General features: G+C 68.3%; 25 protein-coding genes and 1 pseudogene. 19 read left to right on the top strand and 7 right to left on the bottom strand.

Annotated features, from left to right (window positions below):
- The first annotated feature begins 26 nt into the window (after positions 1-26).
- On the top strand, positions 27-386 hold the full coding sequence (locus P2L57_RS36460; RefSeq protein ID WP_275822211.1) for a hypothetical protein: 360 nt from the start codon (positions 27-29) through the stop codon (positions 384-386).
- A gap of 364 nt (positions 387-750) precedes the next feature.
- Here P2L57_RS36460 and P2L57_RS36455 read toward each other — a convergent pair whose 3' ends face one another.
- Entirely contained in the window at positions 751-1,023 is a 273-nt protein-coding gene (locus tag P2L57_RS36455; protein WP_275822209.1) for a hypothetical protein, read from the bottom strand.
- A 557-nt stretch (positions 1,024-1,580) separates the two neighbouring features.
- Between P2L57_RS36455 and P2L57_RS36450 the strand changes: the two genes are divergently transcribed.
- The 15 genes and pseudogenes from P2L57_RS36450 to P2L57_RS36385 all read left to right on the top strand — a co-directional run bounded on the left by P2L57_RS36450 (position 1,581) and on the right by P2L57_RS36385 (position 15,378).
- Positions 1,581-2,306 (top strand): class I SAM-dependent methyltransferase, encoded by a 726-nt coding sequence (locus P2L57_RS36450; RefSeq protein ID WP_275822207.1) that lies wholly within the window; start codon positions 1,581-1,583, stop codon positions 2,304-2,306.
- Between the two features lie 581 nt (positions 2,307-2,887).
- A pseudogene (locus P2L57_RS40990) lies at positions 2,888-3,154 on the top strand (helix-turn-helix transcriptional regulator); the annotation flags it as partial.
- Between the two features lie 273 nt (positions 3,155-3,427).
- The gene (locus P2L57_RS36445; RefSeq protein WP_275822205.1) at positions 3,428-4,423 is read left to right on the top strand and encodes a hypothetical protein; all 996 of its coding nucleotides are present in this window, start codon (positions 3,428-3,430) and stop codon (positions 4,421-4,423) included.
- The gene (locus P2L57_RS36440; RefSeq protein ID WP_275822204.1) at positions 4,407-5,459 is read left to right on the top strand and encodes a tetratricopeptide repeat protein; all 1,053 of its coding nucleotides are present in this window, start codon (positions 4,407-4,409) and stop codon (positions 5,457-5,459) included. The genes P2L57_RS36445 and P2L57_RS36440 overlap by 17 nt, the downstream gene beginning before the upstream one ends.
- 188 nt (positions 5,460-5,647) lie before the next feature.
- Positions 5,648-6,019, top strand: coding sequence for a hypothetical protein (locus tag P2L57_RS36435; protein WP_275822202.1), 372 nt, complete (start codon positions 5,648-5,650; stop codon positions 6,017-6,019).
- Positions 6,020-6,162: 143 nt separating this feature from the next.
- Positions 6,163-7,581, top strand: coding sequence for a radical SAM protein (locus P2L57_RS36430; protein WP_275822200.1), 1,419 nt, complete (start codon positions 6,163-6,165; stop codon positions 7,579-7,581).
- Positions 7,569-8,336 carry an aldo/keto reductase gene (locus P2L57_RS36425; RefSeq protein ID WP_275822197.1) on the top strand — a complete coding sequence of 256 codons (768 nt, stop codon included), beginning with the start codon at positions 7,569-7,571 and terminating at the stop codon, positions 8,334-8,336. Before P2L57_RS36430 ends, P2L57_RS36425 begins: the two co-directional genes overlap by 13 nt.
- Positions 8,333-9,019: a phytanoyl-CoA dioxygenase family protein gene (locus P2L57_RS40470; RefSeq protein WP_275822195.1), complete on the top strand. Its 687-nt coding sequence runs from the start codon at positions 8,333-8,335 to the stop codon at positions 9,017-9,019. The genes P2L57_RS36425 and P2L57_RS40470 overlap by 4 nt, the downstream gene beginning before the upstream one ends.
- Before the next feature lies 1 nt (position 9,020).
- Positions 9,021-9,791, top strand: a complete 771-nt coding sequence (locus P2L57_RS36415) for a phytanoyl-CoA dioxygenase family protein (protein WP_275822193.1) — start codon at positions 9,021-9,023, stop codon at positions 9,789-9,791.
- A gap of 229 nt (positions 9,792-10,020) precedes the next feature.
- A complete protein-coding gene (locus tag P2L57_RS36410) occupies positions 10,021-10,206 on the top strand; it encodes a hypothetical protein (RefSeq protein ID WP_275822191.1) in 186 nt (61 codons plus the stop codon).
- Between the two features lie 118 nt (positions 10,207-10,324).
- Positions 10,325-12,511: a hypothetical protein gene (locus tag P2L57_RS36405; protein WP_275822189.1), complete on the top strand. Its 2,187-nt coding sequence runs from the start codon at positions 10,325-10,327 to the stop codon at positions 12,509-12,511.
- A gap of 11 nt (positions 12,512-12,522) precedes the next feature.
- Positions 12,523-13,293, top strand: coding sequence for a hypothetical protein (locus tag P2L57_RS36400; protein ID WP_275822187.1), 771 nt, complete (start codon positions 12,523-12,525; stop codon positions 13,291-13,293).
- 273 nt (positions 13,294-13,566) lie between these two features.
- The gene (locus P2L57_RS36395; protein ID WP_275822185.1) at positions 13,567-14,100 is read left to right on the top strand and encodes a TetR/AcrR family transcriptional regulator; all 534 of its coding nucleotides are present in this window, start codon (positions 13,567-13,569) and stop codon (positions 14,098-14,100) included.
- A 51-nt stretch (positions 14,101-14,151) separates the two neighbouring features.
- Positions 14,152-15,009, top strand: coding sequence for an SDR family oxidoreductase (locus tag P2L57_RS36390; RefSeq protein WP_275822183.1), 858 nt, complete (start codon positions 14,152-14,154; stop codon positions 15,007-15,009).
- A gap of 54 nt (positions 15,010-15,063) precedes the next feature.
- Positions 15,064-15,378, top strand: coding sequence for a transposase (locus tag P2L57_RS36385; RefSeq protein WP_275822181.1), 315 nt, complete (start codon positions 15,064-15,066; stop codon positions 15,376-15,378).
- A 402-nt stretch (positions 15,379-15,780) separates the two neighbouring features.
- Here the strand turns inward: P2L57_RS36385 and P2L57_RS36380 are convergent, their stop codons facing one another.
- Positions 15,781-16,800, bottom strand: coding sequence for an aldo/keto reductase (locus P2L57_RS36380; RefSeq protein WP_275822179.1), 1,020 nt, complete (start codon positions 16,798-16,800; stop codon positions 15,781-15,783).
- A 292-nt stretch (positions 16,801-17,092) separates the two neighbouring features.
- Positions 17,093-18,013 carry an NADP-dependent oxidoreductase gene (locus tag P2L57_RS36375; RefSeq protein WP_275822177.1) on the bottom strand — a complete coding sequence of 307 codons (921 nt, stop codon included), beginning with the start codon at positions 18,011-18,013 and terminating at the stop codon, positions 17,093-17,095.
- An 80-nt stretch (positions 18,014-18,093) separates the two neighbouring features.
- Here P2L57_RS36375 and P2L57_RS36370 point away from each other — a divergent pair, with 80 nt between their 5' ends.
- Positions 18,094-18,663, top strand: a complete 570-nt coding sequence (locus tag P2L57_RS36370) for a TetR/AcrR family transcriptional regulator (RefSeq protein ID WP_275822175.1) — start codon at positions 18,094-18,096, stop codon at positions 18,661-18,663.
- Between the two features lie 61 nt (positions 18,664-18,724).
- On the opposite strand, the gene P2L57_RS36365 is transcribed toward P2L57_RS36370, so the two are convergent.
- Positions 18,725-19,687 carry a zinc-dependent alcohol dehydrogenase family protein gene (locus P2L57_RS36365; RefSeq protein WP_275822173.1) on the bottom strand — a complete coding sequence of 321 codons (963 nt, stop codon included), beginning with the start codon at positions 19,685-19,687 and terminating at the stop codon, positions 18,725-18,727.
- Between the two features lie 165 nt (positions 19,688-19,852).
- Between P2L57_RS36365 and P2L57_RS36360 the strand changes: the two genes are divergently transcribed.
- Complete coding sequence (locus tag P2L57_RS36360; RefSeq protein WP_275822171.1) at positions 19,853-20,491, top strand: TetR/AcrR family transcriptional regulator; 639 nt, start codon at positions 19,853-19,855, stop codon at positions 20,489-20,491.
- A gap of 100 nt (positions 20,492-20,591) precedes the next feature.
- On the opposite strand, the gene P2L57_RS36355 is transcribed toward P2L57_RS36360, so the two are convergent.
- The 3 genes from P2L57_RS36355 to P2L57_RS36345 all read right to left on the bottom strand — a co-directional run bounded on the left by P2L57_RS36355 (position 20,592) and on the right by P2L57_RS36345 (position 23,544).
- Positions 20,592-22,154, bottom strand: coding sequence for an MFS transporter (locus P2L57_RS36355; protein WP_275822169.1), 1,563 nt, complete (start codon positions 22,152-22,154; stop codon positions 20,592-20,594).
- A 19-nt stretch (positions 22,155-22,173) separates the two neighbouring features.
- Positions 22,174-22,989 (bottom strand): alpha/beta fold hydrolase, encoded by an 816-nt coding sequence (locus P2L57_RS36350; RefSeq protein WP_275822167.1) that lies wholly within the window; start codon positions 22,987-22,989, stop codon positions 22,174-22,176.
- A 96-nt stretch (positions 22,990-23,085) separates the two neighbouring features.
- Positions 23,086-23,544, bottom strand: coding sequence for a cupin domain-containing protein (locus P2L57_RS36345; RefSeq protein ID WP_275822165.1), 459 nt, complete (start codon positions 23,542-23,544; stop codon positions 23,086-23,088).
- 127 nt (positions 23,545-23,671) lie between these two features.
- Here P2L57_RS36345 and P2L57_RS36340 point away from each other — a divergent pair, with 127 nt between their 5' ends.
- On the top strand, positions 23,672-24,280 hold the full coding sequence (locus tag P2L57_RS36340) for a TetR/AcrR family transcriptional regulator (protein WP_275822163.1): 609 nt from the start codon (positions 23,672-23,674) through the stop codon (positions 24,278-24,280).
- The last annotated feature ends 167 nt before the right edge of the window (positions 24,281-24,447 follow it).

Here is a 24,447-nt window from a genome sequence, read left to right as displayed (position 1 = left end):
CAGTCCTGGGCGCCCGCGACCTCGCGGTGATCGGCGACAGCCTTACCGGCGACGAGATCGCCGCAACCTTCGCGCAAGTCACAGGCACCCCCAGCACCTACACCCCAATGCCGCAGGGCGACCTGCGCGCCGCCATCCCCGACTTCGGCCACGACTACGCCGCGATGTTCCAGTTCTTCGCCGACCGAGACCTCTGCACCCGCGACCGGGACATCACCCTCCTGCGCCGCCTGCACCCCGACTTGATGACCTTCGAGGACTGGCTGCGCCGCACCGGGTGGACGGGCCCCGCCCTCGCCAGCAGCGCCAAGACCGACAGGGGTTGGCTGAGTACTGTGCGCTGGGCGCTACCGCACTGGACACCCGCGTGGCGGCGAACCCGGTGACGATTCACGCCTGTGCATACGGAAAGGCCCGGAACATCCTGGCAAACGCCGGCAGCGACACCGCGGCCAAGTCGCACCCATGGCAGGCAATCGCGACGTACCGGTCTGGTACGGCACCACCCCTCTGGCCTGCGCGCGGGACGAGTTCCGGCAGAAAGACAGGGATGTGCCGTTGACGCACTCGGGTATGCCGACGTGCGCTCGGCCCTGCTGGCCCTGATGGCGAAGGACGGCCATACCCACGAGCTCATCGCCAGAGTTGGCCGAGCACCGTCCTGGCGGGGGCGGCTGAACACCGCCGTCGGTCGCGAACCCGAGCTGAGGCGGTGGCCCACGTCCGGGCGATGGCCGCCCAGGGAGCCGACTACATAAAGGTAATGATCGAAGAAGGCACCGTGATGAGCCACCCCGGGCTGCCCATGATCAGCACGGACGCGCTCAAGGCCGGCGTGGCAGAGGCGCATCTGCTGGGGAAGAAGGTGATCGCGCACGCGATGACGCTCGCTGCCACCGAGCAGGACATCGAGGTCGGAGTGGACGGCCTCGCGCGCCTGTTCACCGATCGACCGCACACCGAGGAGATCGACTCGGCGATCACCGACGCCGGCATCTTCGTCACCCCGTGCCTGGCCGTCATGGGAGGCACCGGACAGGCGCTGACCGTCGGCCCCCGCGCAGCATGCGAGCCACTACTGCGGCAGCTTGGGGCCCACCCTGATTCAACAAGTACCCGGACGGCAGCCTGGAACCAGTGCTGGCGAACGTGGCCGCCCTGCGTAGCGCAGGCGTCGACATCATCGCCGGCACCGACGCCTCCATGCGCGTCCCCGCCCAACGGCGGGTTGGTGCACGGCGCGAGCATGCACCAGGAGCCGCGGCTCCGGCCCGGCCCTCTGACCAGTGCGGGGTCGCCTCCGGGTGGAGGCCGTTCTCCACCCGGAGATACAGCGCTCGGTGTACGAAGTTCGCACTGGTTCGCGCATAGCCTCAGTGCAGCCATTCAACGAATCGGCAGCGGCGCGATCGAGCGGAGCAGCATTCTCTGCGGGCCCTACAGGTTGCCAAGGGGGGTCCCACGTTCCCGGCACCGGCGAGAAAACGCGGCGCCGAACTCCTCCACCGCGTCGGCGCAGCCTCCGACCAGAAACCGACAAGAGAGGCGGGATGGTGCAACTAGGCATCGAAATAACCGAGTTGGCAAAAACGTTCGAGAGGCGCGACACACCAGCGGTGGCGGCCCGGGAGAACCTTCTGCGGCTGCGGAAGCTCGCCGAGTTGACCTTGGACGTGAAGCCGACAGCCCGGGAAGTGCTCGACGTCGGGGTCGGCTTCTGGTATTCGACGGCCGTGCTGCGCTGCGCCTACCCCGCCGCGGAGATCACCGGCCTGGAGTATCCACAGGCGCCGATGTGGCAGCACTCGGCCTGGCGGAACGCGGGCAAGCGGTACGCCGACCGTGTCATCGAGCGGGACTCGCTGACCGCAGGCGAACTCCCGGACAGGTACGACGTGGTGGCCGCCTGCGAGATCCTTGAGCACATCGAGCCGTCCCGCCTCATCCCACTGCTGGCCTCATGGCGCGGCATCCTATGCTCGGGCGGTGTCCTGGTCGGCACCATGCCGAACTTCTCCTGCGTGCTCAACCGGCTCCTGTTCCTTACCCACGGTGGCACCTCGATGGAGCTCCCCCAGGTGCGGCCCTACGGAACGTATGACCACCTGCGGGAGTACACCGCTGACGAGTTCACCCGCATCCTGCGCTTGGCGGGCTATTCCCACAGCATCATCCGCTTCGCCGCAAGGCCGCGCGCCTGGGTGCGAAGCACGAGATGGCCGAGGGCGGCCGACTTGATCGAACGCGGTGCCGGCGCGTTGGCGCCGCGCTCGCTAGGCCAGATCGTGTTCGCGGCACGACCGTGAGCGCGGGCGGCGCCACTCACCGTCTGCCGACGGGCCGAAGGGCGCCGAAGCCGCCGCCGTGCCACCGAAGCCGCTGCGGCGCCGCCGTGCCACGACGTCATCAACAGGCCGTACAAACCTGGCCTTTCGGCCCTGGATATGACCCTCGCCGCAGGAACGCTGGGTGCGGTGCCCCTGGGGCCGTCGTACTGGCGGGCACCCCGGCGCTGACCGGCACGACGGGTACGGCCATGAGCGCGTGCGACCAGGCTGCCCAAAAATCGCCGCAGTAGCTCGGCGGCCCCGTATTTCCTGGAAAGGGCAAAGAGCACGACGGATCGGCCCCGGGTAATCGCCACCGCGCCGCGCACGGAGGCGTGCCTGACTGACGTTCTCCTCCACGAACCACATAAAGGATCGGGTAGCTGTATGGACGCTACTGGGCTACAGAGTTTCCTCTCTCCCACTATTCGGACCGCGATTCGGTTCGGAAAGTTCACCGACGTCACGGACAGATCCGCGCACGGCACAGAATCGCATCCACGGCCCTGTGTGGAGCCCGTGTCACCGAAGAAGCGCTCCCGGGGGATCGGTGGGCACCGGTGAGGGACGTGGCGAATGGCAATCGACGGCCCGCGGCGCGGAGCCGTGAGGAGACGACGTCCGGACTCTCCGCCTTGACGAGCGTTCCCATCGCGCGGGGGGAGCGTTTTGGCTCTCTGTTACGCGGGAATCGGCTCCGCGCCAGGCTCACTCAGGACGACCTCGCGGAATTATCCTCGCTGAGCACCCGGTCCATTAGTGACCTCGAGAGGGAGCGGACCAGCCCGCGACTGCGATCGGTGGTCCTGCTGGCGCAGGCCCTCAAACTGACCGGCTCCGACTTCACCCAATTCTTGCACGCGTCGGGGTTCTCGTCGCAGGCCCCGGCGGTTTCCACGGAACTTCACGGCCCGCTGGCCGGTCCCCGGAACGTTCCCGTTCCCGGTCCGACACCGGACTGCGTTGCCGACGGGCCCCCCGGCTCCGAGGAGGAGTCGGCGGCGCAGCCGCATCCAGCGTCCGTACCGGCGCGGGGCCGACCGGCCGCGACACCCCCCGCCGTGGCCGGCCCGGCCGTACGGTGCGAGTTGCCTGCCTGCGTGCCCGGACTGGACGCGCACCTCCAGCCGGCCGCCGAGCTGTACGGCTGGCTCGGTGGCCCCCCGGGGCCGCCGACGGGGCGGCCTGCCAGCGTCCCGCGGGTGGCGGTGGTGTCCGGTCCCTCCGCGGTCGGTGCCACCACGCTGGCGGTACATGTCGCCCACCGGCTGCGCACAATGTTCCCGGACGGGCAGATCTATCTCGACCTGCACGATGCGGCGGGCGGCTGCATGCTGCCGGCCGAAGCCCTCGCCAGAGTGCTGCGCTCGCTGGCCGTGCCCGGGGTCCCGGACAGTTTCGAAGAGCGAGCAGCCGCCGTACGGTCCCAACTGGCCGCCCGTCAGGTGCTGCTCGTTGTCGACAATGCGGCTTCCGAAGCCCAGATCCGCCCTATGCTGACGAACAGTCAGCGAAGCGCCCTCATCGTGGTCAGCCGCCGCCGACTGGTCGCCCTCGGCTGCCGTACCGTCGAACTACGGGAACTGGACGGCGCGGCGTCGGACCGTTTCCTGCGGACGCTGCTCGGCGATCGGGCAGGCCAGGATCCGGCAGCCGTGCGTTGTATCGCGCATCACTGCGCGGGATTGCCGCTGGCCCTGCGGATCGCCGCCGAGTGGCTCGCCGTCCGGCCGCACCGTACGCTCGCCGAGCTGGCCGCACTGCTAGCCGACGAGCGGTACCGACTGGACCGCCTGGAGATCGGGGATCTCAACATACGGGACAGTCTCGCCCTGAGCCACGGCAGTCTCTCTCCGATCGAGCGCCGCGTGCTACGGGCCTTGAGTCGAATACCCGGTGGATCCTGGGCGAGTGACGAGGTGGCCGCCAGACTGGGCCTAGCCGACCATCAGACTGAAACCGCCGCCGAACGGCTGGTCGACCGTTGGCTGGCCACCGTCGAGCCTGCCGCCACGCAGGGCGGAGCGCCCCGGTACCGGGTACGCGATCTGGTCCGCCTCTATGAGTTGGAGCAGCCAGATGCCCCCGACCGGTGACACGACCCCCTGGCGCGTTGCGGAGGTGGCCGCGCTGCGGGGCGACGGGCTGACGGCACGTCGGCACCGGGAGTTGCCGGCGAAGGTGGTCGAAGAGGTCCGCACCGAGGGCCGACCCGACGCCCACTCCGTCCTGGAGACGGCTCGGACCGTGGTGGCACTGCGACAACTGTCGCTACGGCACCCGAGCGCGGCAACCGTGCTAAGTGCCTGCGCGATGCTGGCCCCCGACCCTTTCCCGCTGCGTGCGTGCGTGCCAGCCCTCCCGGCCGAACGGAAGTCGGGGCGCCTGCCGCGAACCAGAGCTGCGGTCGCGGAGGCGCTGGCCACCCTCGACCGATACGCACTCGCGCAGGCCCGCGACGGTTCGCTGACCCTCTATCCGCTCACCCGGGTCCTGCTGCGAGGCCGGAGCCGGCGCTCATACGTCGACAGTCATGTGCCGTCCGTGACCGACGCCGAGGTGCGGGCGCTGCTGATCGCCGCCGCGCCCGGCCAGGTGTCCGACCCCGCCACATGGCCGACCTGGGCCAGGCTGCTGCCGCATCTTCTGGCGGTGGATCCCGCAGTGCTGAGCGACAGCCGCGCTCACGACGTGGCCCGTGAGGCATGCTGGTACGCCATGGACCGCGGTGACCACTGCCGCGCGCTGGGTCGGCTCGACGAACTGCACCGGATCTGGAGCCGGGAACTCGGCCTCGACCACCCGGACACCTGGCGGACCATGACGTACCTGGCCCGCGCAGCCGACGCCGCCGGTGACCCCACCCGCGCCTGCTCCCTGGCTGAGGACGTCTTCGCGCGCCGCCGCCGGGTGCTCGGCGCGGATCACCCCGACACGCTGCTCGCAGCCCACGGCCTGGCCTCGCGCTGGGCGACGGCAGGTCGGCAGCGGGACGCGCTGCGGCTCGCCGAGGACGTTCTGGCGCGGCGGACTCGGCTGCTCGGCCCGGGGCATCCGGACACCGTGGCGGTGCGGGAGACCGCGGCGGTCATCAAGGACACGCTCAACTCCAGAGCCGAGTCACGACCGTGAGGTTCCGGTGAAACCTCCGGGTGAACTTCCTGGCGCCCTTCGCGTGCCATTGGTTTGATTGCATTATCGGGGATCCGGTGGATGCGCAGAGTTTCTCGGGCCGGCGGAACACATCTTCCCCGGTTTCCTGCACCGGATGGAGACAATAGTCGCGCCCCGGTGAAATGGACCGACTAAGGAGTGGGTAGATGGCGATTTCACGTCAGCACAAGGACAATCATCTGCTCTACGCGGACGCGGTTGGTTCGCGAGGGAAGTCGGGCGTCTGGTTCGGGGAGCGTGAGGCGTTCCAAACACACCAGAGCGTCGTCATGGAAAAGCTGAAGGACAACATCGACTGGGTCACCCTGGACGGTGCCATCATGGCTGTCAGCATCGATCCGCCGGGCATCGTCGTCATGGCGCCCAACCCCTCTCTCCCGGGGATCATCGTGCTCGCGGACGGCGCCACGCCGGAGAACAGCGAGGTCCTGAAGTCCCGTTACACCGAGAAGGTCGCCGAGGTCATATCCGGGCTCGGCCTGTCGATCGAGGGCCAGGAAGAGGCAGCCCAGGGCTGACCCTGCGTCAGCACGTGGCCGGGAGTCGGCGGGGTACCGCGCCGCGCGAGACCGGGATGTCGCCCGGCCTCGCGCGTCCTCCGGCTGGCTCCGGCGCCAGGGCAGTCCGGTGGCAGGAAATTTTTCGGCGAGGGAGTTCATCCATGACCACGGCACCCCATGAGATCGAGCAGGTGTGGGGAAACTACTTTCTCATCGGCCTCGGCAACGGCGCGGCGATGTTCGATCCGGTGCGCCTGGAAACCGTCTACCTCACGGAGGACGAGACCACCGCAGTCCGGGAGTCCGGCGACTCGATCGTCGCGGATCTCGCCCGCTTCGGATTCGCCCCGCCCAACTCGGCTGCCCCACCCGCAAATTTCTCAGAATCCGTCACAAACCGGCTTCAGGACATGGGGATACGCTCAGCTCCCAGCCATATCGCCGGATACCGGATCGTCGTTACCGACCGCTGCAACATGAAGTGCAGCTACTGCTTCGTGGACACCAACACCGGCAACCCGGACATGACGGAGGAGCAACTCCGTCAAGGTCTCGACCTGCTGTTCGAGGTCAACCAGGGGCGTGCGGAGGTCACATACCAGTGGTTCGGCGGAGAGCCGACGATCAGGCACGACCTCATGCGAGCCGGCGACGCCTACGCCCGCGAACTCGCCGCGGAAAAGGGTGTCGCCAGGATCCAGCCCACGGTGGTGACCAATGGTGCGCAGATACGCCCCGAGTTGATCGACCATTTCCTTGAGTACGGATACGGTGTCGGCGTCTCCATCGATGGACCACCCGCCACCAACAGTCTTGAGCGGGTCCTGCTGTCCGGAAAACCGGCGGACGAACGAATCCACCGCAACATCAAGCGCATGATCGACTCCGGTGTGCACGTCGGCGCCAATGTCACCCCCACGGACTGGAACGTGGGGAATCTCACCGAGATCGTCGACTACGTGATGTCCCTCGGCATCCGATTCATCTACGTCAATACGCCCATCCCCTCTCACGGGGCCTGGATAGCACACGGCCCCGACCTTGCCCGCAACCTCTTCGAGGCCCGGATGCGGGCAATCTCCCAGGGCGGCATGCTTTTCTCTCACCTGGACCGCATCTACCAGAGCCTGGACTCCCGTCGGCCTCGGGTGTACGAGCACATCCAGGAGGACGGCGGAGTCAATGTGGCGCTCCTGCCCGGGGGACGTATCAGTGTACTGGACCTGAACTGGCGTGATCCTCGGTTCATATTCACCCTGGATGAGATCCGAGCAGACAACGCAAAACTGGGCCGTGCCGCCAAGACGCTCTATCCCTTCCAGGACTGCGAGCGGTGCCCGGCGGTTGCCATCTGCGGCGGACCATCGCAGAACGAGCACCGGAGCTGCGTCAGCACCCGCGGCTATGTCTCGCCGAGGGGGATGCTGCGGCTGTGCCCATACGACCGGCGACACGAGGTCTCCGTGCTACGGCCGCGCGATTCCATCCGGGACTCGCTGGCCGCCATGAGGCGATCGCCGGCGCCCGTGGGACCTACCTGCGCGCTTGTCTGCGGGGAGGACGGACAGTGCCACACATAGCCCTCGGCACGATGCGAATGTCCGGGCACTTCGACGGCCTGATGGTGCTGAACCGTGACGCCGTAGGGGCGTCACGGTTGCTGGACGCGGCCCGTCACCTGGGGGTGGACCTGTTCGACACGGCGCCGGTCTACGCCCGCGGCCAGGCTGAGTGGGATCTCGGCCGGTCCGGTGGCCCTGCCGCCTCCCGGGTGTGGACCAAGGTGGGGGTGGACATCGGCGGAGTTCTGCCCCGGCTGGACTACAGCGTTCCCGGCATGCTGGCGACGTTGCAGGGGTCCTGCCGACGGCTTCGACGGACGTCGGTTGAGTGCGTCTTCGTCCACAACCCCACGGCGGAGGTCCTGCGGTCGTTGGACTGGAGGCAGTTGTACGAACTGATGGTCGTGAACGGACCGGCCGACGCACTGGGCGCCTCGGTCCTCACCGGAGAAGAGGTCGAGCTGCTGCTGGACGTGCCGGTGCCGGTGCCTATGCCTGTGATGGTCGAGGCCGCCCTGCTCGACCGACGGCGGGGGCTCGCAGTGCGCCTTGCCAACGCTGGACACCGCCTCATCGTCCGGAGCCTGTTCTCCGGCGGTGCCGCCTTCGACGGGCTTCCGCCCGAACGCCGGATCCGCCTGATCGGCGAGGCATTCCACGCCACCGTGTCCAGATACGACCCGTGGGCGGTCGTCATAGCGCCCCGTACCCCACAGCAAATGGCCGAGTACAGCGCTGTCCTGCGGTACGCGACCGGAAAGGCGACTCAGTGACCACGGCCGCGACTGCGACTCCGGCCAGGCAGCGCACCAGGCAGCTCGAAAGGTTCGGCTTCTGCGTACTGCCGGGCGACGCGACCCCCCTCCTGCTGACGCTGGACGAGGTGTTCCGCACACTCCTGCCGGATCCCAGCCCGGTCAGGCGCTCCACCTGCTTCCATGCCGTCGAGCGTGACGAGCGCATGGCCGTCATCGGACGCGCGCCCGCGCTGAGGGAGGTCCTGACGGCGGCGCAGGCCGTCTCCATGGTGTCCAGCGATGTGAACCGCTTGGTCGGAGACTCGTACTGGCACTCCGACGGCTTCTACGACCACGGCCTGTACCTGCGGGCCGTGGTCTACGGAGAGAGGCTGCATGCCGGCAACGGCGCGCTGCGAGTCATCCCGGGATCCCATCTGCCTGGCTCGGGCTGGCAGGGAGCCGCCGTCCGCACGCTGATGCGGCACGACAGCGAACTCGGCCTCGCCGGCGAGGAGATTCCCGCCACTGTCATCGACTGCGAGCCGGGCGATGTCATCGTCTTCAACACCAACATCCTCCACTCCGCTTGGGGCGGCGCGGCACGGCGCCAATGGGCCTGGAACTTCACCCGACCGCCCCGGAGCGAACCCGAACGCAGGGCCACTGCCCGGTACATCCTCAACCGCTTCGTGAGCGGCTCTGTGAGGTTCTCCTGACATGGCCGAAGCAAACGAATCGGCGGAAGAGGTCACTCGGCGCCGCGCGCGGTACGAGCTCTTCGGATTCGAGGTCTTCCCGGGGCTGCTCGGTGATTTCGCCGGAGATGTCTTCCGCGAGATCGAGGAGGGTTCCCCGGTGGGGAATCGGTTGAGCAAAAACACCGAACACCGGTCCATCGTGGATCATCCGGGCGCCTCCCCGGCTCTGACCAGGGCCGTCTCGGCATCGGGTCTCGCCGATATTGCCGCCGGCCTTCTCGATTCCTCCGTCCTCTGCCTTTTCGGAGAGGCGAGCGAATACCGCGGTGACATCTCCTGGCACGGCGGCACCTTGCTCCGGAGCGCTCGGCTGGTCACGTTCGTACTACACGATCGCCCCCTCGGCGCGCGGGACGGGGCAGTGCTGGTCCTGCCCGGGTCGCACCGGTCACCCGGAAGCTACCGGATCGACGATTTCCCTGAAGCGGAGGTACCCGGCTGGGCGATCGAGACCGGCCCCGGGGACGTGATCGCCCTTGAACCCCGGCTCCAGCGCGCGGCAATCGGCGGCCGAGTACGCCGACAGGTGGCCGTCACTTTTGCCGCGGAACCGGTCGGACCCGCCGCAAAGCGGGAGATCGCCGAATTTATCGTGGCTGACCGCACCGCTGTGGGATCCGGCTCCCTTGGCGCTCCGTACGCCGTGGCACGCGCCGCGCTCTCCGGGAACGCCGCAGTGGTGTTCAGGTCCGGCGGGGCACGTCAAGCCTCGGAGGCAGCCATGGAATAAGCCCCGGAGATTCTGGAAGCGGAATTCAGTAAAGAAGTCAGAAACCCGAGGACAGGAAACGCGCTGCCCGCTTTTCCGAGAATTCGGCTTGCGTAATGCAAAGTCGATGGCTAATGTAAATTCCGTCGAGTGGCCCTGATTATTCGGGCGCCATATCCATCTGCGGCGAATGATTATCGGGTCTCTCGACGAAAACCGTCGAAACGGATCACCAAGGAGTCCGGTTGACATGAATATTTCTCAGCTCAAGAAATCTGTTACCCGCGCCACAGCGATCGCTGCGGGTGTGGCCGCGCTGGCCGCGATCCCGGTGGCCACGGCGCGCGCCGCCACGCCCCACCCGCAGCAGGGCCAGCAGGTGTCGGCCAGCGCTTCGCAGAAGGCCGAAATCGTCACGCCCCTGTGCTTCTGGTAAGCCCCCGGTTTCCGCGTCAGGTTGCGTCGTGAGCATCACGACGACCTGATCCGGGACCACCGCCCACCCGACAAGGGCTTTCCCGGCCGACGGGAGTCGGCCGGGAAAGCCCATAGTCGTGGCTTCGTGCCGCCGTCCACTCGTCCTGGAGACCGAGATCGACAACCAACGCAAGACCATTCACGTGATGGGCGCCGCGCTGGACTCCGTGAGGGAGGCAGCCGACCCGAACATCCACCGTGTGGTGGCCTGCCCATCCGGCGATATCCGCAACCTGCCGCTGAAGCACGGCAAGGAGGAGGACGTCGTCCTTCTCGCGCTCTCCCCAGACACCCCGACGGGCCGACTGCACGAATTCCTGGTAGCCGCGACGAGCATGGACCGCCGTATCGGCTTCATCGCCACGACCGGCGGACGGCGTGCGGTGCGGCGCCGACTCGACCGGCTGGCCGGGGTCACTGGGCGGGAATTTCTTTCCGGCGCGACGGCTACCAGTCAGTTCGGCTTCTCCGGGACCGAGCCCGGTGCGGGCGAGTGGTTGCGTATCCGGGCCTTCGACGATCCACGCAGCGCGGACGAAGCCACTCGCGGGTACCGGCTCCTCGGACTGGCCACCCACAGCAACGGCCTGGACGCACCTCTCGGCACTGGCGTCCTTTGCCCACTGGCTGACGACCGACGCCGGCCGACCAGCCACAGTGTTCCGGTGCTCGACGGGCGGCACCCGACCTGCGTCGCCGGAGGCCCCTGCGCACGAGCCCACCGGAACGGCAGTGTGCTCGTTGATCCACCGCTCGTTCACCCGCGCCGTCTCGCCGCCGAAGTCCTGGTATGGCAGACCTGCTTCGGCGGGCCCGGCGACGGCTGGATGTTCGACGTCGAGTACGCCCTTATCCACCAGCTCCTCGCCAGAGACAACGTCCACAACGTCCTCACGCCGTTCAGGAGTGTGGAGGCCGACGATTCGCTGTTGCTGTACGCGCTCGCGCTGAACCGCGCCGGCCACCGGCTCGGTGACGTCTGCCTCGAACTGAACCGGGCCACCTTGCGCAATGGTGCTGGTGCGCCCTGGATGCTCTACGGCGACCCGGACTGGCGGTCCCCTGACGACGCAGGACACGAAGGACCGGTCGACCTCCGGAACACAGGCAGGGGCGGGGGCCCACCTGCCCGGATTACCCTGGCCCCCGGCGACCTGCGGGTACTGGCACTTCCCGACGGAACCGCCTGCTACCTCACCGCCGCCCCCGGTGCGGGCCGACCGGTCGAACAGGAGCGGTTGCTGCTGCGCGGCATCCGTGGTTCGGAGCGAGGCGTCCTCCTGTACACGGGTGCCGAGTCGGTCGAGGTCACCCTGCGGGCGGACGACCGGGCGCAGGCCCCGGCGGCGGTACGCATGGTCGAGTCCGTCTGGAGTCGGCTCGCCGGTCTGCGCTCGTCGCTGCGCATGGTCGAACTCGCCCGTGAGGACGGTGCTACCGATCCGGGCCGGGCAGAAGCCCTGGAAGCGGAATTGTCCTGGGAACTGCGATACCACGCGGCGGCTCTGGCCGCCTCGTCGAAGGGGGCACCACTGCTCAACGGTACGGTGTCGCATCTGACCGGGCTCGCCGTCGACGAGGCGCAGCGCTGGACTGGACTGCACCGGGCACTACTTGACTTCACCACCCGTTACTGCCGGGATCGCGGCCCCGTCCTCAGCTTCCTCTACGAGCGCGAGGCCGTGCTGCTCGCGCAGTGGGACGAGGAGGGCAGGTGTCCCTACTGCGGTTCCCCACAGGACAGTTCCGAGGTCTTCCTGCCAGGTTCGGGGCACCGGCGGCGCAGAACAACCTGTTCCGGCTGCGGCCCGGTGGCGGACACCTCCGACGGAATTCGGCTGCTCTCCCTGCGGGGGCCTGCGACCTGCCGGGCCGGTGAGAGCACCACGTACAGGTTGGACGGTGTTTTCGAGCAGTCCCCGACCGGTGAGGTCCGTCAACTCGCCGCCCGGCTGGTATTCGCCCATGTCCCGTGGAATATGGGTTCGGGCGGTCCGGAGGCCGAAATCTGCCTTCTGCCGGGCCAGCATTCGATGCCGTCGTTCGAATTGACCGTAGCGGTGGATCGGGAGACACCTGTGGGTGTTTATTACCTGAGTGCCGCCGTCGTATGCGACGGGGACCTGTGGACGGTGAACCGTCCCATCACCGTGGTCGCCGCAGCGGCCGGTCCGCCTGCGGCCGGCAGCGCCGTCACCCATTACTCATCCGGTCGACAAGATGACGCCTCCACTGTGCTGCCCGAATCCTTGGAGCCCGCCTGATGCTACGACTAGTGACGACACGTGAGGAATTCACCGCGAGCTGGCGGACTCCGCCGAACTTCAGGATCGCCCCCACCATGATCCCGTTCGCGTACACGTTCCCCCCGGCACAGGAGGTGCTTGATCTCCTCCGAAAGGACCCGGAAACGAAGATCACGATTCTGGGCGACGGCGAACCCGCGGTGCGGACGGCCAGGGTCCTGGCCGTCCGCACCGCGCCCGTCGAAGAGATCGCAACCTGGCCCTTCAGACTCGTCCACTTCAACCTCAGCCGGTTCTACGGCAACTGGCTTCACGACTTCCAGACCAAGGTCATGATCCCGTGGCGAACGTTCCTGGCCGCCCAGGGCTTCACCTGGCAACGGTGCGCCCCCGCACTTTTCATATCGGGCCACAGGTGCAGCTCCACCTACCACGTGGACAACCCGAACGGACTGGTGTGGCAGGTGGAGGGCACCAAGATCTTCAATAGCTACAGAGACCCTGACCGGATGGCGCCGGCCTCGGCTGTAGTCAACGCCGAGATCGCGGCCGAGGTACCTCCGGCCCATGACCCCGCCGAACGACTGTCCGCCAAAATGGAGCCGGGCGACATGCTGTGGAGCCACGCCCTGACGCCGCACTGGGTGACCGGTGACACTCCGCTGAGCATGAACATCAACATCTTCCACAGCGGCCTGTGCCACCAGGGCCGGTACTCGGCCCGGGAAGAAGCTCTCCGTCAGCACTGGGACGCTCATCCGGAACAGGCGTGGCAGAACCTTCGCAGCGCCCGGTACTGATGCTTGCTGAAGGGTGAAAAACTCCGTTCAGGCAGCTGAACTGCGGGTTTTCGGTGTGTGGTTGGACGGCCCGGTGGTGCGGGATGGTATTCGTTCAGGGATCCGCCGAGCACTCGACGCCATCTGATTGTGGCGGCGAGGAGGGGGGAGGGTGTTCGGATCGTCCTGTGGCGCCCGCAGATCCAAGCCGCGGTGAGGGTGTGAGTGTCGGAAATTGTGTCACCCTATGCGACTGCGAGTATTCGTGGATGAGTCCACCGAGTTGGCCGTGACGTGGCGATCCTCGACGCGACACTGTCCCTGCTGACTGAATGTGGTTACGAGCAGTTGTCCATGGAGGCGGTCGCTGGCCGCTCCGGGGCGGCGAAGACGACGATCTACCGCCGCTACCGTGACAAGGCCGCTCTCGTCGCCGCCGCGGTCGAGTACCGCTCGCACGCCACTCCGCCCGGGCTCGCTGAGGGCGACCTTCGCGAGAACCTGCTCTCGCTCGTCGCGTGGCTGGCGCAACAGATCGCCGAGCAGGAGATCGGACTGCTCGGGGCGCTGTTCGCCGGTATGCGCAGCGACCCCAGGCTCGCCGAGGAGATGCGCCGCATTCTGCGCCGTGACGAGGCCGCGACCGAGCAGCCGCTGCGCCAAGCGATCGGGCACGGTGAACAACTGGCGCCCCAGGCCGCCGAGCTCTTTGCCGAGGTCGCACCGGCCGTGATCGTGCACCGCGTCGTCGTCGCCGGCGAGCGGTGCGACGAACGCTTCGTCGAGCACCTCGTCGACGACATCCTCCTGCCGCTCCTGCGCGGCTAATGGGACAAACCCGCACGCGCTGAGCGCGGAGCGGGTACGAAAGGAGCGATCATGATCGTTGTCACTGGTGCAACCGGTGCACTGAACGGCGCCACCGTCGAGCACCTCCTCAAACGAGTCCCCGCGGAGCAGATCGGTGTCAGCGTCCGTGACGCCGCCAAGGCACCGCACTTCGCCGACCGCGGAGTACGGGTACGCCAGGGCTCCTACGAGGACCCGGCCGCGCTGCGCCACTCCTTCGAGGGCGCCGAGCAGGTCCTGCTCGTCTCCTCCAACGACCCGTACGCCGACGCGGTCGCCCTGCACCGCGTCGGCATCGAGGCCGCCGTCGCAGCGGGAGCCCGGCGCATCCTCTACACCAGCCACCAGGGTGCCGGCGCCGACAGCCCCTTCCACCCGGCGCGCGACCACGCCGCCACCGAAAAGCTCCTCGCCGACTCCGGCGTCGCCTGGACCTCGCTGCGCAACGGCTTCTACGCCCACAGCCTGGGCTGGCTGCTTGGCCCCTGGCAGCAGACCGGCACGATCACGGCCCCGGCCGACGGGCCCATTTCCTGGACCGACCGCGCCGACGCCGCCGAAGCGGCAGCGGTCATCCTGGCCGGTGACGGGACGTTCGACGGTCCGGTCACGCTCACCGCACGCCAGGCCGTGACGTTCGACGACATCGCCGCCATGGCATCCAAGATCAGTGACCGTGAGGTCAAGCGCATCGTGATGGACGATGAGGAGTGGATCGCGGACAAGGTCGCAACCGGCACGCCGGAGACGATGGCACGGATGGCGCCCACCACATTCCAGGCGGCCCGCGAGGGTCGCTTCGCCGGCGTCGACCCTCTGCTGGCGGAACTGCTCGGCCGTGAGCCGCGCAGCGTCGCCGACCAGCTCGCGGACAGCATCGCCGCCTAGAGGAGCGATCTGGTCATGCCCAGCAGGGGGGATCTCACAGATGACGAGTAGTCAGTGCTTGAGCCGCTACTCCCCAGGAGTAGCAACCGGTGCGGCCGATGCCGATGGCGGGACCGCCGCCAAGTGATCAACGGGATCATCCATCAGCTCGGGACCGGTTGCCAGTGGCACCAGTTACCCGCACGATTCGGCCCCTGGCAGACCATTCACAAACAGCACATGCTGTGGTCGGCCGACGGCACCTGGGAGCGGCTGCTCCAGCACGTCCAGGCCCTCACCGACGCAAGGGGCGATGTCGACTGGAACATCAACATCGACTCCACCTCTATCCGTGCCCACCAGCACACCGCAGGGGGCTCACGCGGGTGACCTGGCCGGCCGACCCCCGACGCCGACCACGGCAACGTCACCCTCTACAAATGCGAGGACTCCCCGCCGAACGCTGGAGCGTGGTAAACCCCTGAAACCCCACCGGGCTGCCTGGACCGCCACACGGCCGGCCCAGGCAGCCCGGCCCCCGTGGACGGGTTGCCAACACCACACACCGCCCATGCCGTAGCCGTGCAGGACGAGAAAGCGTGTCAGCGCAACTTCGGTACGGGGTCAGGGCTTGTCATATCGGCCGAGAGCAGTTGCGCCGCGAGCAGGTACGGCGGCACCAGACCAGATCATCCGAGACATCCAGGATCCGAGCACGCATCACGCCTGGACCCCCGCGAGGGTGTAAGGCGCCCCGGCTTCTTTGGGTGGTTGGCGGGGCGGGCCCGGCGGTCAGCGGCGCCGCAGCGCCGGGTCGAGCAGGGCGGGCGGAGTGTCGTTCTTCTCGTGCGCGGCCAGGTCGACACCGGGGGCGACGATGGTGTCGATGGCGTCGAGCACGTCGGCGGAGAGCACGGTGTCGGCGGCGGCGAGCTGCGAGCGCAGGTGGTCCAGCGTGCGGGGGCCGATGAGCGCGCTGGTCACGGCGGGATGCGCGGTCACGAAACCGAGCGCGAGCTGGATCATGGTCAGGCCGGCCTCGTCGGCGAGCTTGACCAACCGCTCGACGGCGTCGAGCCTGGCCCGGTTGGAGGGGACGGTGGTATCGAAACGCTGCGGCATGAACGCTGAGCGGTTGCTGGTGATCTCCCGGCCCTCGCGGATCGCACCCGACAGCCAGCCCGAGGCCAACGGGCTCCACACCAGCACACCGAGCCCGTATTCCTCGGTCACGGGCAGGACGTGGGTCTCGATCCCGCGCTGCAGGATCGAATAGCTGGGCTGTTCGGTGACGTAACGGCCCAGGCGGTGCTCGCGGGCGGCCCACTGTGCCTGCACGATGCGGTATGCCGGGAAGGTCGAGGAGCCGAAGTAACGGATCTTTCCCGCGCGCTGCAGGTCGGTCAACGCCGACAGCGTCTCCTCGTCGCTGGTGCTCGGGTCCCACCGGTGGATCTGGTAGAGGTCGACGTGATCGACACCCAGACGGCGCAGGCTGTTGTCCAGCTCGGTGACCAGCCAGCGGCGCGAACTGCCCTGATGGTTGCGCTCGTCGCCCATCGGCAGGCTCGCCTTCGTGGCCAGGACGATGTCGTCGCGGCGGCCGGCGATGGCCTTGCCGACCATCTCTTCCGACTCGCCACCGCTGTACGCGTCGGCGGTGTCGATGACGTTGATCCCGCCCTCGAGAGCGGCGTCGACGATAGCGGTGACCTCGTCCTGGGTGGTGCGCCCGATCTTGCCGAAGTTCATCGCGCCGAGCGCGAGGGAGCTGACCTGCACACCGGTGCGGCCCAAGGTGCGGTACTGCATGACCGTGTTCCTCCATTGCGGGTGAAGCGTGGTGGCGATGCATGGCTTGGTTGTCGGGTTCCTGCTCTGACACCATGGACAAGCGGAACCTCGTTCCGGAACGATACGGAACACTGTTCCGTTTGACAAGGTCGTCGGTGGAGGGAGCGGCGCGCAACAAGGAGCCCTGGCTCCCGCACAGCTGCCGAGGACGTACCGGCGCGGACGCCGGACACTGATCGGCTGTGACTCCGGCGGAGGCACACACGGGTTCGTCGACTGGCTGTCCGCACGCGGCCGGTGACTGTCGTAGTCAGAGGTTGACCACGATCTTTCCGTGGACGCGGCGCCCTGCTTGCAGCTGCACGGCTTCCCGGATCTGCTCAATGGGGAAGGTGGCGGCGATCGGCACGGTGAGCTCCCCGGCAACGGCGGCGTCGGTGATCCGCTTCAGGTCCTGCGGCTGCGCGTTGATGCCGCCGGTCGCGCGCACGCCCTCGGGAGGGTTGGGGGCGGCGATCGTGGAGATCCTCTCCGGGAGGACGCCAAGCGCGAGCGCCGCCTCGGCTGTTTCCGTACCGAACAGGTCAGCCGCCGCGCTGACGCCGTCGGAGGTCATCGCCCGCACGCGGTCCTCCAGGCCGGGACCGTAGGCGACCGGGTCCACCCCGAACTGCCGCAGGAAGTCGAAAGTGCCTTCGGAGGAAGTTCCGATCACCCGAGCACCTGCGAGCTTGGCGAGCTGGATGGCGAACACGCCCACGCCGCCGGCGGCACCCCCGATCAAAACGGTGTCGCCTGCCTTCACGCCAACCGCCGCCAACGCCGCCGAGGCGGTCATTCCCGCCACCGCGAGCGTGCTGGCCACCGCGTCGCTGATCCCTGCCGGAGTGCGACGGAGCGTATCCGCCCCGGAGGGGTCGACCACCACGAAGTCAGCGGCGGCCCGGCCCGTCGCGGCTCCGTAGACGCGGTCGCCCACGGCGAAGTCGGAGATTCCTTCACCGACCTCGTCCACGGTGCCGGCGAAGTCGGTGGCGAAGCCGGACGGCAGGGTGATGCCGAACTGCTGCGCCATCTCCGGCATTGAGGTGAGGACCCAGTCCATGGGGTTGAGGCCGACGGCGGCCACACGTACGCGGACCTCGCCCACTCCCGCGTGCGGCTCCGGGACTTCGCGCAGCTCCAGTACCTCAGGTCCTCCGAACGTGTCGTACACAACGGCTCGGCTCATGACGTGCCTCCACAGCGAGTGATGGGACTTTGTCCTATCACTGTACACGGTGACGAGACGAAGTCCCGTAAGCTGTGCGCATGGCTCGTTGGGAACCCAATGCATCGCAACGGCTCGCTGACGCCGCCCTCGAACTGTTCGCGGAGCGCGGTTACGACAACACGACCGTGCTCGACATCGCGCAACGCGCCGGACTTGGCAAGAGCACCTTCTTCCGGCACTTCCAGAACAAGCGGGAGGTGCTCTTCGGTGAGGATGCGCTGACCGAGCAGCTCGTCACCGCAATTGCGGCGGCGCCCACCGGCGCCACCCCCCTCGAAACGGTGGCGCGCGGCATCGACGCGCTCGGACAGAACGTCTTCACACCCGCTCACCGCGCATTCAGCATCCGAAGGCGAGCGGTGATCGAGGCCCATCCCGACCTCCAGGAACGCGAAGCCCTGAAAGGCATCAGCCTCACCGCTTCGGTAGCCCAGGCCATTGCGCGCCGCGGAATCCCCGTCCTCACCGCCCGAGTAACCGCAGAGCTGAGCACACTCGCCCTGAAAGTCACCTACGAGCGGTGGAGCGACGTGGACAACACCGATGAATACCGTGACATCGCCCGTCAGACCCTCAGTGAAGTGCAAGCCGCTGTCTCGGCCGTGTGAAAGGGTGCCCCTTCGGCCGGCGACTCGTTGTTCTGGCCATGCTCAGCAGTTGCTGCCTGGCTCAGGGAGTCAGCACGACCCTGCCGAACACCTTGCCCGCGTCCATCTCGCGGTGGGCCAGCACCGCCTGGTCCAGCGGTAGCACTTCGTGCGTGACCGTGCGCAGTTCCCCGTGTGCGGCATCCACGAACTGGGACGACCGCACGGCCTGCCTGTCGGGGCCGGGCACGGTGTCCGCGCTGAAGGTGGCGAACGACAGTGACCTGCGGAAGGCGTCCATCAGCCGCATGCCGAAGTCTGCCGACGGCCGCCCACCGGCCACACCGACAGCCACGTACCGCCCGTTGGAGTTCAGCCTGTCCAGGAAAAGGGAAAGCTGCGGACCTGCCACGACATCGATCACCACGTCGAAACCCGACGGCGCGTCAGAGCCGCCCTCGCCGGAGCGGTCGAGGACATGGGTCGCGCCCAGGTCCCGCAGGCGGGCGCCACGCTCCGCCGACGAGGTGGTGACCGCCACCGCGCCCGCACCGCCCCTGGCTGCAAGCTGGACCACCGTGATCCCGATGCTGCCCGCCGCACCGCGCACGAGCACCGTCTCGCCGGGCGCGAAACGGGCTCGGTCCAGGGCGAAGTGGGCGACCACACCGGAGCCGCCCAGAGTCACCGCATCGGCACCGGTCAGGCCGTCAGGCAGCGGAAGGACGTCCTCGACCGAGGCGACGGCCTGCTCGGCATACCCACCGGCCAGGCCGGTGAAGGCCCACACCCGGCGCCCCATCCACGAGGCGTCCACGCCCTCTCCCAGCGCGGTGACGCTTCCCGCTACCTCGCTGCCAAGGAGATGGCCCTCCCGGAAGCCGTACTGGGCGAGCGTTCCCCGGCGGATCACGGCGTCTACACCGCCTACCCCGATCGCCTCCGTGGCGATCCGTACCTGCCCCGGGGCAGGTACGGGCACGGGCAAGTCGACGACTTCCAGACCATCGGCGTTTCCGAACTCCCTGATCACGACGGCTTTCATCTCTGCTCTTTGGGTCGGTGAACGGACAGGTCACAGCGCTGCGACCATGGGCGGCGAGCCGGCCCCACGGCCCGAGGCACCACCAGCAGGATGGCGGGACGGGGCGGGGGCACCGCCATCGGACCGTAACGGACGCCCCCGTCCGCTTGGCTGAAATGAGAGGCCATGACCGACCCCTTGCCTCACGCTGTGCGCTCCGACGCCCGCGACAACCGGGCCCGCATCCTGGAAGCCGCCCGCGCGGTGTTCGGCGAGGAGGGCTTGAGTGCGCCTATGCGCGAGGTCGCCCGGCACGCAGGTGTCGGCCCCGCCACGCTGTACCGGCACTTCCCGACCAAGCAGGCACTGATCGTGGAGACTTTCGCCGAGCAGCGGCGAGCCTGCCAAGCAGCCGTCCGCGACGCTCTCGCGGACTCGGACCCGTGGTACGGATTCCGCAGCCTGATCGAGTGGATCTGCGAACTCCACGCGCACAGCCGGGGATTCGCCGACGCCTTCATGACGACCTTCCCCGAGGCCATGGACTTCGCCGCCGACCGAGAGCGGACTACACGCGCGGTTGCCGAACTTGCCCGCCGTGCCCAGGAGAGCGGCCAGCTGCGACCTGGCTTCGTCATCGACGACCTGATGCTCATGGCCCACCGGGGCGTCCAGGACGTGCCGCGTGCCGCCCGGCTCACGGCTTCCCGCCGCTTCGCCGCCTACGTGATCGAAGCGTTCCGCGCCGCACCAGAGAAGGAAGCGCCCGCACCGCTGCCGCCGGCTCCACGCCTGCGGCTCGCGCACTCGCCCAGCACGCCATAAATCCGTCACCAGACGACCAGGCCCGCTATGGCCAGCACCAGGGCGGACAGCAATGTCCACAGTGTCCTGCCCCGTCCCGGGGTTCTGCCTCATGACGAACTCATGCTGTGTTGACTCCTGTTGACTGTTGAATGGTGACTTTTGACAGTTGATGTGTCGGGTGGCGCTTCGTGCCGTCTGGTGCTTCGTGCCGTCCGTGCGCGCTCGGGCTTCGGCGCGAGACGGTACGTTCGTGGACGCTCGTGGCGCGGTCCGGCCCGATGGGTCGGGGCTTGTGATGTCCATGGGACATGTGTGGACCCGGTTCACCGGTGCCCGGCCGGGGGCGTGTGGAGAGCGCGCCGAGGGCGAGGATGGCAAGCCCGCAGCCGGTGATGGTCCACCAGGCGGCCTGCCGCGCTCCGGCGGCGATCAGGGCGCCGATCACCGCGATGCCGAGTGCGGCGCCGACCTGGCGGCTGGTCGCGGCGATCGCCGCGGCCACGCCTGCCTGGTCGCGCGGCAGGCCCGCGACGGCTGTGTCGGTGATGGGCGCGTTGACGAACCCGAAGCCAAGCCCGAAGAGCGCGTACGCCACCCAGAGGAGCGGGCCGGCGTGGTCCGCGGAGTGGGTGGCCGGCACGGCGAGGGCGCCACCCGCGGTGATGCCCAGCCCGGCGAGCAGCAGCGGGATGCGGGTGCCGTGACTGCCCACGATCCGTCCGGCCAGCGGCGGACACACCAGGCACGGCACGGCCATCGGCAGCAGGCGCACGCCCGATTCCAGGGCGCTGAGCCCCAGTACCTGTTGGAGATACAGGGAGTTGGCGAAGAGGAAACCGCCGAGCGCGCTGAATGCGCACACCGCCATCACCGTGGCGCCGCTGAAGGACGGGCTGCGAAAGAGCCGGGGATCAATGAGCGGTTCGGCGCGCCGGTTCTCGTACGGTACGAGCCAGACGAGGGCGCCCGCCGCGGCGGCGAGGCAGGCCACGATGACCGGCGCCGTCCAACCGCGGCCGGGCGCTTCGATGATGGCGTAGGTCAGCAGACCGAGCGCCGCGATCACCAGCAGCTGGCCCACCGGGTCGATCCGGCGGGGCTGTGGTGCGCGGGACTCCGGGACGAAGGCGACGGTGAGCAGCAGCGCGGCCAGTCCGATCGGCACGTTCAGCCAGAACACCGACCGCCACCCGGCCGTCTGCACCAGCACACCGCCGAGGATCGGTCCGCACGCCATGCTGATGCCGACCACACCGCCCCACACGCCGATGGCACGTGCCCGCTCCCGCGGCTCGGGGAAGGAGTTGGCGAGGATGGCCATGGCGACCGGTGTGAGCATGCAGCCGCCCAGCGCCTGCACCATACGGAAAGCGATCAGCCAGCCAAGGCCCGGCGCCAGGCTGCACAGGGCCGAACCGCCGGTGAACAGCACAAGCCCAGCCAGGAAGACGCGCCTGCGCCCGAGGCGGTCGGCCGTGGAGCCGGCCAGGATCAGCAGCGAGGCGAGCACGATGGTGTAGGCGTCGAGGGTCCACTGCAGGCCGGGTACCGAGCAGTGCAGGTCGTGCTGGACGGCCGGCAGGGCGACGTTGAGGATCGTGGTGTCGAGGCTGACCAGCAGCACGCTCATACAGCAGACGGCGAGGACCAACGCCCTTCTGCGGCGGCCGGGTTCGGGCATGTGGACCGGTCCCGGGCCGTCAGTGCCGCGGCCGGTCGAGCCGGTCCGTGGCGTGGGCGTCGGCGAAGTCCCATACCACGGGCAGGAATTGATCGGGGGTCTCCACCTGCGGCATGTGGCCGGTGCCCTCCAGCAGCCGGAACTCGGCGCCGGGTATCGCCCGCGCGTACGCCCGCCCGTAGTCGGCGTCGACCACCTGGTCGCTCGCGCCCCACGCGACAAGGGTCGGGTGGTCGACCTTGGCAAGGCGCCCGCTCAGGGTGGGATCGGCCATGGCGTACGCACCCGCGTAGACCTCCAGAGCAGCACGGTTCGCGGCCAGGACCGCGCGCTGCCCGTCGTCCAGCGCGCCGGGGTCGAAGCGGAACTTGGCGGGGTCGTGGAACGAGAGCCGGGACAGCTCGACGGGCGTCAGCGAGAAGGTGTCGGCTATCGGGTGGCCGCCGACCCGGATACCGACAGCGTTGACGAGAGTGACACTGCTGATCCGGTCGCTGCCGAGTGCCGCCAGTTCGGCGGCGATCCAGCCACCGATGGAGTTGCCCACGACGGCGACATCCCGCAGATCGAGGACGTCGAGCAGCCGCGCGTAGACCTGGGCTAGCGTCGCGACGTCGGTCAGCCATTCGGGACGTGCGCTGCCGCCGAAGCCGGGGTGGAAGGGAGTGAACACCCTGGCCGGCCGCTGCTCGGCGAGCAGCCCGGCGAACGGCAGCACCGTCTGCGGGCCGCCGCCTCCGTGCAGGAGGAGGAAGGGGTGCCCCCGGTCACCGGACTGCTCGACGGTGACGCCGAGGGTGCCCTGTTCGAGCGTGAGAGCGTGGGTGCTGGTCATCTGCTGCTCCTCAAGTGGGCTGTGTTTCAGGCTGGTTGTCGCCACGAGGGCTGCCCATGAGGGCCGTCGTCGCCGACCGCATGGACGGGGCGTGGGTCAGGCGTAGTCGGTCGCGGGCTCGGTGGCGTAGTGGCTCATCACCGTGACGGTCGACTCGGGGGTCAGCTCCTGACCGGCGGCGATCATGTCCCGCAGGTCGCGGAAGTACTGCACGTACAGGTCGGGCGTGAAGGTGTTCAGCATCACCGCGGGCGTGTCACCGAGGTTGGCGAAGGTGTGCGGTGCGCCGGGCGGGATCATCGCCAGGGTGCCGGCGGGCGCCACATGCGTCGTCTCGCCGACGGTGAAGTGCACGGTGCCGGACACGACATAGAAGCCCTCATCATGCTGGGCGTGCCGGTGCTGGGGCGGGCCCTCGGTGTGGGGAGCGATGGTGATCTCGCCGATGCCCAGGCGGTGCCCGGTCGTGGTGCCGTCCTCCAGGATGCGCATGCGCGTGGGACCCAACTGGATGGCTTCACCATCGTCAGGACCGACCACGGAAACCCTTGTCATGACTGACTCCTTCATGAGAGCGGACTCTCAGGAGAGTAGATTAGCCGACCCCCGTCACGCAAGTACTCTCCCATAAAGAGAGTCAGGCCTACGATGATGGCGGTACCTACAGCAGAAGGGCTTCACGATGACGGCAGCACAGGCCGCAAGCGGTCGCACGAACCAGAAGCAGCGCACCCGCACGGCGATCCTGGCGGCCGCACGGGAACTGATCGGCACCGGCACAGAGGTGACCATGCCCCTGATCGCCCGCGCGGCCCTGGTTTCCGAAGCCACCGCCTACCGGTACTTCCCCGATCTCCCCTCGCTGATCAGCGAGGCACTCTCCGGCGTCTGGCCACCTCCGGCAAAGGCGCTGGCGCCGGTCGCCGAGTCCACCGACCCCGTCGAGCGCGTCGCCTTCGCCTGCAAGTTCCTGCTCCGCGGCATCCTCGTCCACCAAGGCGCGGTCCGGGCGATGATCGCCGCCACCATCACCCGGCCCGAGAACGTGACCGCACGTCCAGGCATCCGCTTCAGCCTGATCGACCACGCCCTCCAGCCGCTCCAAAGCACCCTGGGAGCAACGGATCCGCAAGCGTTCGCCCAGCTCAAGCGAGACCTCGCCGTGGTCGTAAGCGCAGAGGCGCTCTTCACGCTCACCGATCTGTGCCGCCTCACCCCCGACGAGGCCGTCGACAGCGCCGTACACACCGCAACCACCCTCACCCAAGCAGCAGCACGAACCACCACCTGACTCACAACCGCGGTAGTTGCGGCGACTTGAGGCGACCGTCAGGAGCGTGTCTGAAAGATCGTGTAAGTCCGTGATGTGACAGGCTGGCCGAGGCCCAGCTCTGGGGCCTTGACCAGCCGGGACGGACGGACATGGCAGACAAGGAAACCCCGGCTGTCGAGCCGGTC

The organism is Streptantibioticus ferralitis (genome assembly GCF_029223525.1).
Classification (GTDB): domain Bacteria; phylum Actinomycetota; class Actinomycetes; order Streptomycetales; family Streptomycetaceae; genus Streptantibioticus_A; species Streptantibioticus_A ferralitis.
The sequence above is the reverse complement of the archived record's forward strand: the minus strand, read 5'-3'. Positions and strand labels throughout refer to the sequence as shown.